This window comes from Actinomadura flavalba DSM 45200 (assembly GCF_000374305.1).
In the GTDB taxonomy this organism is placed as follows: domain Bacteria; phylum Actinomycetota; class Actinomycetes; order Streptosporangiales; family Streptosporangiaceae; genus Spirillospora; species Spirillospora flavalba.
The window spans coordinates 212,656-221,622 of sequence record NZ_KB894101.1 but is presented as its reverse complement, the minus strand read 5'-3'; the positions used below and the strand labels follow the sequence as shown (position 1 = coordinate 221,622).

Annotated in this window: 8 protein-coding genes and 1 rRNA gene; 4 read left to right on the top strand and 5 right to left on the bottom strand. The window is 73.7% G+C overall.

Annotation, left to right across the window (positions count from 1 at the left end):
* Nucleotides 1-19: 19 nt before the first annotated feature.
* Both rrf and C229_RS0125540 read left to right on the top strand, forming a co-directional pair.
* Nucleotides 20-136, top strand: a 5S ribosomal RNA gene (gene rrf / locus C229_RS0125545).
* Nucleotides 137-347: 211 nt separating this feature from the next.
* Nucleotides 348-923 (top strand): dihydrofolate reductase family protein, encoded by a 576-nt coding sequence (locus C229_RS0125540; RefSeq protein WP_018657961.1) that lies wholly within the window; start codon nt 348-350, stop codon nt 921-923.
* Between the two features lie 344 nt (nt 924-1,267).
* Here the strand turns inward: C229_RS0125540 and C229_RS0125535 are convergent, their stop codons facing one another.
* The gene (locus tag C229_RS0125535) at nt 1,268-1,972 is read right to left on the bottom strand and encodes a maleylpyruvate isomerase family mycothiol-dependent enzyme (protein ID WP_018657960.1); all 705 of its coding nucleotides are present in this window, start codon (nt 1,970-1,972) and stop codon (nt 1,268-1,270) included.
* Between the two features lie 32 nt (nt 1,973-2,004).
* Nucleotides 2,005-2,940 carry a diacylglycerol/lipid kinase family protein gene (locus tag C229_RS0125530; RefSeq protein ID WP_018657959.1) on the bottom strand — a complete coding sequence of 312 codons (936 nt, stop codon included), beginning with the start codon at nt 2,938-2,940 and terminating at the stop codon, nt 2,005-2,007.
* A gap of 73 nt (nt 2,941-3,013) precedes the next feature.
* Between C229_RS0125530 and C229_RS0125525 the strand changes: the two genes are divergently transcribed.
* A complete protein-coding gene (locus C229_RS0125525) occupies nt 3,014-3,904 on the top strand; it encodes an amidohydrolase family protein (protein ID WP_018657958.1) in 891 nt (296 codons plus the stop codon).
* A 5-nt stretch (nt 3,905-3,909) separates the two neighbouring features.
* Here C229_RS0125525 and C229_RS31880 read toward each other — a convergent pair whose 3' ends face one another.
* From C229_RS31880 to C229_RS33215, 3 genes are all read right to left on the bottom strand, one after another.
* Complete coding sequence (locus C229_RS31880) at nt 3,910-4,881, bottom strand: cation diffusion facilitator family transporter (RefSeq protein ID WP_018657957.1); 972 nt, start codon at nt 4,879-4,881, stop codon at nt 3,910-3,912.
* Complete coding sequence (locus C229_RS0125515) at nt 4,878-5,219, bottom strand: ArsR/SmtB family transcription factor (protein WP_018657956.1); 342 nt, start codon at nt 5,217-5,219, stop codon at nt 4,878-4,880. Before C229_RS0125515 ends, C229_RS31880 begins: the two co-directional genes overlap by 4 nt.
* Nucleotides 5,220-5,284: 65 nt before the next feature.
* Nucleotides 5,285-6,319, bottom strand: coding sequence for a DUF6777 domain-containing protein (locus tag C229_RS33215; protein ID WP_018657955.1), 1,035 nt, complete (start codon nt 6,317-6,319; stop codon nt 5,285-5,287).
* A gap of 176 nt (nt 6,320-6,495) precedes the next feature.
* Between C229_RS33215 and C229_RS33210 the strand changes: the two genes are divergently transcribed.
* Nucleotides 6,496-8,916 carry a serine/threonine-protein kinase gene (locus C229_RS33210; RefSeq protein WP_051109122.1) on the top strand — a complete coding sequence of 807 codons (2,421 nt, stop codon included), beginning with the start codon at nt 6,496-6,498 and terminating at the stop codon, nt 8,914-8,916.
* Nucleotides 8,917-8,967 lie beyond the last annotated feature (51 nt).

Below are 8,967 nucleotides of genomic sequence, written 5' to 3'. Positions count from 1 at the left end.
AGGGGTTGGGGGTGAGACGTTCGGTGGTTTTGGCGAAAGGGAAACACCCGGTCCCATCCCGAACCCGGAAGTTAAGCCTTTCAGCGCCGATGGTACTGCATGGGAGACTGTGTGGGAGAGTAGGACACCGCCGGACTCAACGTAACGAATGGCCCCACCCGTCACGGGTGGGGCCATTCGCATTTCCGGGGTTATGTTCAGCCTTGTTCTCGGTCGAGCCCCGGAAGTTCGTGTCTCGTGGTGGTGCTGCCTAGGGCGGGGAAAGATCTGACGTCATCCGGTGCGGCGCGATGAGTCCTGGAGCGGTCGGCAGTCATAGTGGCGAACCCACTTCAGAGGAGAACGCTATGCGCACCGTGACCTACTCGATGAGCATGTCCCTCGACGGCTACATCGTCGGCCCGGACGGCGGCTTCAACTGGTCGGTGCCCGACGAGGAGGTCTTCCGGCTCTCCATCGACGAGATTCAGCAGGTTAACGTCCACCTGATGGGCCGCCGACTCTACGAGACGATGCTGTACTGGGAGACCGCCGAACAGGACCAGTCGCTGGACGACGCGGAACGCGAGTGGACTCGGCTCTGGAACCCCCTCCCGAAGGTGGTGTTCTCCACCACGCTGTCCTCGGTGCAGGGCAACGCCCGCCTCGCCTCCGGCACCTTGGCGGACGAGATCGAGCGACTGCGCGCTGAACCGGGAGACGGCGACATCGCCATCGGCGGCGCGACCCTCGCCGCCCAGGCAGCCGACGCGGACCTGATCGACGAGTACCTGGTCCGCGTCTACCCGGTCCTGGTCGGCGGCGGCATCCCCTTCTTCGCCCACCACGAACACCGCGTTGATCTCGAACTCATAGAAACCCGGACCTTCGCCTCCGGCGTCGTCTACCTCCGGCACCGCGTCAAGCACCCGACCACGCCATAGGCGCACACCGACAGCCGGACTCACCGCCGGCCGCGGCACCCCCGAATCTCCAGACTCCCGGAGCCGCGCGCCCCAAGGAACTCGAACCACGTTCTGTGGACAACCACCCCAGCCCCAGCCCGACCTAGCCTTAGCCCCGTCCTCACCCCGGCCCCGGCCTGACCCCGCCCCCTGCTCCCGGGCCTGCCCTGGCCCCGGCCCCGGCCTCAACCTGGCCCCGGCCTCACCCCGGCCCCTGCTCCCGGGCCTGCCCTGGCCCCGGCCTCAACCTCAACCTGGCCTCAACCTCAACCCGGCCTCAACCTCAAGCTGGCCTCGGCCTCAACTGAGTCATCGGGTCGTGGTTACGCCAGGGCTATCAGGGCCTCACGCAGGGGGACGGAGAGCGCGTGGTCGTTCGGGAGGCGGGCGGTGGTGGCGGCGACGAACTCGTCGGGGGAGAGGTCGGCGGATTCGGCGCCCCACAGGATGTGGTAGCCGCCCTTGGTCTCCCGGACGAAGACGCCCGTGCCGCGTTCGGAGAGGGCGAGGATGCCGACGCGAGCGCGCCAGGCGGTGCGGCCTTCGCGTTCGCCGGGTTCGACCGGGGCGCCGATGTCGTCGGCGTGGGTGGCGTACTCGGAGGCGTAGTGGAGCGTCTGGAAGCCTACCGAGTACGGGCCGGATCGGGTGACCAGAGACCCGTCGTAGCCGCGGTCGCGCATGCGGCGGCGCGTCTCGGAGCTCTTCGCGCGCCACTCGGTGAGGACGTCGGACACGGGCAGGTCGCGGCGGGTCTCGACCGACCACTGGTTGAACGCTTCGAGGCCCTGGACGCCCTCATCGTGCAGGAGCAGGATGAAGCCCTCCATGTCGTCGTTCAGGCAGGCGTGGTTGTACAGCTCCTCGCCCGCCAGATGCGCGAGGACGTCCCGCACGGACCAGCCCTCCGCCCGCGACGGGCGGTCCCAGTCGCCGGCGTGCAGCAGGGTGAAGTGGGCGTCGAGGCGGGCCGCCTCGCTGTCCAGGAGATCGAACGGGTCGAGGCCGTCCACGGCGCTGCTGTACATGCAGGGGTCGTGCCCGGTACGCGCCCGGTGAATCAGGTGTCGACGAACGACTGCGGCACCAGTACCCGCAGCGCGTTCCCGTGCAGTTTGATGTGGACGGGCGTCTGCCCGCGTACCTCGCCGTCCACGTCGACCGACGTGGGGGGATCGGTGGTGATCCGCACGTCGCGCGTCGTCGTGAACTGCTCCTCGTTCAGCGACCGCCACTGCCCGGTCAGGACATGCCGGACGGTCGCCGCCGCCAGCCGGACGCGGCGCCGGTCGCCGAGCCGGTAGAGGGCGAGCAGCCGGTCGTCGGGGCCGGCGTCGCGGGCGATGCGCTGCCCGCTCTGGTGCCCGCCGTTGGCGACGTTGAGCTGGTGGGTGGTGAGCGTGAGCGTCTCGTCGCCGAGTTCGCAGGTCGCGGTGAACGGCTTGTGCCGCAGCAGCAGCCACGCGGCGGTGAGGCCGTAGGCGGAGCGGCCGAGGACGCGCTTGAGCTTGTGCGGCACCTGCTCGGCGACGTGCACGGACAGCCCGACGCTGACCATGTTCGCGAAGATGTGCCCGTCGGCGGACCCGACGTCCACGTCGGCGACCTTGCCGTCGCGCAGGACGCCGACGGCGCCGCGCACGTCCAGCGGGAGTTCCAGGCCGCGCGCGAAGTTGTTGGTGGTGCCGAACGGCAGCACGCCGAGCGCGATGTCGCGGTGCGCGAAGTGACCGACCGCGGCGGCGATCGTGCCGTCCCCGCCGCCGACGACGACGAGGTCGGGCGCCTCCTCGGCCAGCTCCGCGAGGATGCCGTCCAGTTTCTCCGGGTCGGTCACCTCGATGACGCGGGAGAAGCCGAGCCCGGCGTCCTGCAGGGCTTGCTGGGCCGTCTCCGACTGGCGGCGACCGCTGCGCGACTCGACGTTGACGACCAGCACCGCGTTGCAGCGATCCGGGTCGCGGATCGCCGCTTCCAGTTCCGGTTTGCTGCGCATTGCACCCCTTAGATCATGTGCACTCTACCGGGCGGCCCGCACCGGTCCGGAGGGGTCGCGTAAGGTCCCGTCCGTGACCGCACCGCTGACCGACGAGGACGTCCCCGCGTTCTGGGGCGCTCTGGGGCTGCCCGGCCTGATCGACGCCCATGTCCATTTCATGCCGCCTCGGCTGATGGAGTCCGTCTGGGCGTACTTCGACGAGCCCGGCCCGCTCATCGGACGGCATTGGCCCATCGTCTACCGCGAGCCGGAGGACGCGCGCGTCGAGCGACTGCGGGCGTTCGGCGTCCGCGCGTTCACCGCCCTGCTCTACCCGCACCGGCCCGGCATGGCGGCGGGCCTGAACGCGTGGGCGCTGGAGTTCGCCGCGCGGGTGCCCGAGGCGGTGCCGACCGGCACGCTGTTCCCCGAGCCGGGCGTCGCCGCGTATGTGGAACGCGCCATCGAGGACGGCGTCCGCGCGTTCAAGGTCCATCTCCAGGTCGGCGGCTTCGACCCGCGCGCGCCGGAACTCGACGCGGCCTGGGGCGTCCTGGCCGAGGCGGCCGTGCCGGTCGTCGTGCACGCCGGATCGGGTCCGGTCGCGCACGGGTTCACCGGGCCCGAGCCGTTCGGCGCGGTGCTGACGCGGCATCCGGGGCTGACGGCCGTCGTCGCGCACCTCGGCGCGCCCGAGTACGACGGGTTCTTCGCGCTCGCCGAGACGTACTCGCGCGTCCACCTGGACACCACGATGGCGTTCACCCGCTTCTTCGAGGAGATGGGCGCGTTCCCGCCCGCGCTGCTGCCGCGCCTGCGCGACCTCGGTGAGTCGGGACGCGTCCTGCTCGGCACCGACTTCCCCAACATCCCCTACCCGTACGCGCACCAGCTCCAGGCTCTCGCCGGCCTCGGCTTCGGCGACGCGTGGCTGCGCGAGGTGTGCTGGCACGCCCCGGCGCGGGTGCTCGGCGTCGGCTGACGCCGTCAGTGGCCGCATCGGGTGCGGGGAGAGTGCTCGTGCGTCTCGACGTCGGAGGTGTGGCGGGGGCCGTGCGGGTCCTCGCAGTGGAAGCCGTCGTCCACGTGGTCGACCTCCAGCGTCGTGTGCGTGATGCCGTAGGCGTCGCGCAGCAGTTCCTGCAGGTCGCGGCGGACGCCGTGGCAGTCGCCCGCCGGGTCGACCAGGACGTGCGCCGACAGCGCCGGATAGCCGGACGAGACCTCCCAGACGTGCAGGTCGTGGACCTCCTGGACGCACGGCCGCTCGGCGAGCTGCCGGCCCAGCTCGCCCGGGTCGACCCCCGCCGGTGCCGCCTCCATGAGGACGCGTCCCGCGTCGCGCAGCAGGCCCCAACCCGCGTAGACCATCAGCCCGGCGACGACCAGCGACGCGATCGCGTCGGCGCGGGTGAAGCCCGTCACCCACACGACGAGGCCCGCGACGGCCGTGGAGATGAACGCGTACAGGTCGTTCAGGATGTGCTGGAACGCGCCCTCGACGTTGAGGCTGCGCCGGTTCGCCTTGCTGATCAGCCACGTCGCGACGACGTTGACGGCGACACCCGCGAGCGAGGTGAAGAAGACCAGGCGGCCGTCCACGTCGGGCGGCTCGATGAGCCGGTGCACGCCCTCGTAGACGAACCACGCCGCGAGCAGGATCAGCGTGAGGCCGTTGAGCTGCGCCGACAGGATCTCGGTGCGGCGCAGCCCGTAGGTGTAGCCGCCGCGCGGCGGGCGGGCCGCGATGCGCATCGCGATGAGCGCGAGCGCGATGGCGAACGCGTCGGTCATCATGTGGGCGGCGTCGGTGAGCAGCGCGAGCGAGTCCGCCATCAGGCCGATGACGACCTCGCCCGACATGAAGACGACGATGAGGACGAGCGCGGCGGTCAGGTAGCGGCGGTCGGAGGACGCGGAGACACCGTGCCCGTGGCCATGGCCGTGCCCGGCGCTCACGCGTCGTCCCGGCGGTGGCCGACGTGGGCGAGCGCGAGGTCGAGCAGCATCCGGACGTGGGCGTCGTCGAGCCGGTAGTAGGCGCGGCGGCCGTCCCGGCGGGCCCGGACGACGCGGCTGGTGCGCAGCAGCCGCAGCGCGTGCGACACCGCCGACTCCGAGTGCCCGCAGGCCGCGGCGATGTCGCAGACGCACATCTCGCCGCCCTCGAGCAGCGCGGTGAGCACGCGCAGCCGCCCGGGATCGGCGAGCAGGCCGAAGACGTCGGCGAGTTCGGTGACGGTGTCCGCGCCGGGCATGGTCGCGATCACGACGGCGACCTTCTCGGGGTCGACCATGCGCACCGTGCAGTCCTCCGGCGGCGCGGGGGCGGCCGCCGGAGGAACGACGTCTGAATGGTTGCTCATATGAGCAAGGATAGGCCATCTCCCGGCGGCAGCGCCAGCGGCCTCACCCGGTGGACGTGCCGGGGGAGACGCGTCGGGAGGCGGTCCCACCGGGCTGGCGTGGTGGTCGCCTGGGGTTCCGGTTCGAGTGGATTCTCGACGGGCGGCGGCGCGGGCGTGGGCGCGGGGCCCGGGTCCGGCGGCGCGGTCGGGCCGGGGGTCGGGGTCGCGCGGGTGTCGGGCGTGGGCAGGGCGGGCGGGGGGACGGGCGCGGACGTCCTGGGGGCCGGTGGCGCCGGAGGCGGCGGTGCGACGGACGGATCGCCGGGGGCGGCGGGCGGTGTGACGGGCGGGACGAGCGGCGGCGTCGTCGGCGGGCCGTCCGCGGCGCCCGTCGTGGCGGCGGGGCGGTCGAAGCCGGCGGTGCCGTCGGGGGCGACGAGGACGAAGACCGTGACGCGGCCTTTGTGTGCTTCGCGGGGGAGGATGCGCGTCACTGTTGCTTTGCCGAATTCCGGCCACGAAGTGCCGGTATAAGAAGCCTTCTTCGGGTTGGTGCTCTTGGGGGCCGGTGTCAGTGGGTTGCCGGAATTGCATTTGACGGCCGGTACGCCGTAATCATTCACCAGAACGGCGATTCCGGCCTGGAGTACCGTGATGGTGCGAATGGGGCGTCCGTCCCGGAAGCCGTGGTCGGTCACCAGGGTGTCGGTGCGCAGCAGGACGGGCGTCAGCCGCCGGACGAACGCGGCGATCTCGGGCACGTCCACGCCCTGGGCCGCCGCCCACGCGCGGGCGCGCGCCGGGTCGGCCGACACCGCCGCCGTGATGCGGGCCGGAACGCACCGCGACCTGCGACGTGTCCCCCCGTACAGGCCCGGTGTGTCGCCCGGCCGGGCCGAGCCGCCGGGGGCGCGGGCGATCGCCGCGCGGTCGGCGCCCGGCAGCGCCGCGTACGGCGCTGCGCCGGGCGAGCCGACGGTGAGGCGGGTGATCGCGGCCGTCGCGCTCTCGCACGCCGCCACCGGCAGTACCAGGAGTGCCGTCGCCACGACGGCCGTTCTGGGAATGATGCGGCGGCCTTTCCCGATGGCATGATCGGCCATGAAGTCCCCCGTTCGTTGTGACCGTTCCTATACTGTGCGAACGGAGGCGGCGGGGGCCGCCCCGACGCGATGATTCGCGAATTCGTTACCGGCGGGGGCCGGAATGCGCACGGGGACGGCACATGGTGGAACCGCGACCGCTCGAACCGTCCGATCCCGCCCGGCTCGGCGGGCACCGGCTGCTCGCGCGGCTCGGCGCGGGCGGGCAGGGCGTCGTGTACCTGGGCCGTCCCGAGGCGGGCGGTGCGCAGGTCGCGATCAAGCTGCTGCACGCGGAACTGACCGGCGACGCCGACGCCCGCGCCCGGTTCGTCCGGGAACTGGCGCTGCTGGAGCGGGTTGCGGGGTTCTGCACGGCGCAGGTGCTCGGGGCGGAACTCGCGGGCGCCCGTCCCTACATCGTCTCGGAGTACGTGCGCGGGCCGTCGCTGCGGGCGGCCGTCCTGGCCCACGGGCCGCGCTCCGGGTCCACGCTCGACCGGCTGGCCGTCGGCACGGCGACGGCGCTCACCGCGATCCACCGCGCGGGCGTCGTCCACCGCGACCTGAAACCGCACAATGTGCTCCTCGGCCCGGACGGCCCCCGCGTGATCGACTTCGGTATCGCCCGTGCGCTCGACGCCCGCGCGACCGCGCCCGGCCCGCTGCTCGGCACGGCCGCCTACCTGGCGCCCGAACAGATCGACGGCTCGGCCGCCGGGCCCGCCGCCGACCTGTTCGCGTGGGCCGCCACCCTGCTGTTCGCCGCCACCGGACGCGACGTGTTCGCGGGCGGGCCGCTGCCCGTCGTCCTGCACCGCATCCTGCACACGCAACCCGACCTGCGCGCCCTCCCGCCCCGCGCGGCCGAGGTCGCCGCCGCCTGCCTCGCCAAGGACCCCCGCGACCGCCCGGACGCCGAAACCGTCCTCCTCTGGCTCCTGGCCGCCCCCACCCCGTCAACCCCCCGCCCGACCCCCCGACCCCCCGACGGCACCCACCACGACCGATCCTCCGAAAACGGAGCCTTCCGCGACCCAGGCGCCGGGCCGGACAGGCCAGCGCCCGCGCCCGCCGCACGTTCAGCCTGGGGAAGCGACGGGCAGCCCTTCGGAGGCGGTTCGGGGCGTGATCACGGCGTCGGGCAGGGCGGACGGGGCGCGTCGGCGTGCGCCGGGGATGCGGACGGCGACGTCGCGGGCGGCGCGGTCGATCGCGCGCCCGGCGGGTGTGCCCGACAGCCGGTCGAGGGCGCGGCCGACGGCGACGTGCGCGGCGGGGAGAGCGACGAGCGGGCCTTTGGAGGCGGTCCGGGCGGTGATCGTGGCGTCGGCCGGGGTGCGCGGTACGGGTCGGCGGCTGCCGGGGGCGCGGGTCAGGGGAGCGATGAGCAGTTCTCTGGAGGCGGGACCGGGCGCGGTCATGGTGCGTCGGGTGGGGCGGCTCTGGGCGGGTGGTCTGCCGGGCGCGTGGAGGGGCGGGACGGTGGGTGGGCCTCCGGTGGGGTGGCGGGTCGTGGTGGGGCGGCGGGTCGTGTTGGGGCGGCGGGTCGTGGTGGGGTCGAGTCCGGTCCGGGAGTGGGGCAGGGGCTGCCGGGCGGGTCGGCGCCGGGCAGGTGGCCCGCTGAGCGTGACGAGGGGGAGCACGGGGGCGGGGCATCTGGCGGCGGGGCAGGGCGTGATCGGGGCGGGGCGGAGCGGGGTCGTGGCGGCGGGCGGGCTGCTTCGGGGCGGTCGGTTTCGGAGCGGTCGGATTCGGACTGGCGCCATGGGGAGCGCGAGGGTGTGCGTGGCGGGGATGAGCGGAGTGCTGGGCGCGCGGGTCGGGACGTTGGGTGGTCCGCCGGGGGGAGGGCGGGCCTGAGTCGTGGCGTGGGGCGGGGCGCGTCGGAGGGGTTGGACTCTGGCGGACGGTCGAGGCGGGAGGTCTGGGGCGTTGAGGGTGGCGCGTCGCGTGGTTCCGGTTCCTCGGGCCGCGGGGGAGCGCGCGAGCGGGAGCGCTCGGACGCGCGGGGTCATGCGTCGAGTGGGCGGGGTTCGGGAGTCGGGACGTCGGAGCCCGCTGGGCGGCGGGTGCGGGGTGCGGGCGGTGGGGCTGGGCGTCGGTCTCCGGGCGAGGGCACGGAGAGCGCGGCGGCCTGGGCGGTGACGGTGCGGATGCGGCCGTCGCGGTGGGGATGGGTGCGGACCGGGCTCGGGGTCGCGGGGGCGCTCGCCGTCGCGGACGTCGCCGGGATGGCCGTCCTCGTCGGGGACGCGCGGTTGACCGCGCAGCCGGGGGCCGGGGCGTTGCCGGTCGCGGCGGCGTCCTTCTGCGTGCTGGCCGTCGTGACGCTCGTCGCCGTCGTGCTCGGCTGGCGGGGGAGCCGCGCCGCGGCGTGGACCGTCGTCGCCGTCCGCTCCGCCCGCCTGATCCTCTGGGGCGTGTGGAGCACCGTCGTCGCCGTGGACACCGCCGTCTTCGCGGGCCACGCCGCCCTGACGATCCTCCTCGTCGGCGCCATCGCCGGCGGCCTGGGCTTCGGCACCCGCACGCGCGACCCCTCGACGAGCGCACGGCGCTGACACCTCGACGGACGCACGGCGCTGACGCTTCGGCGGGCGCGCGGCGCTGAC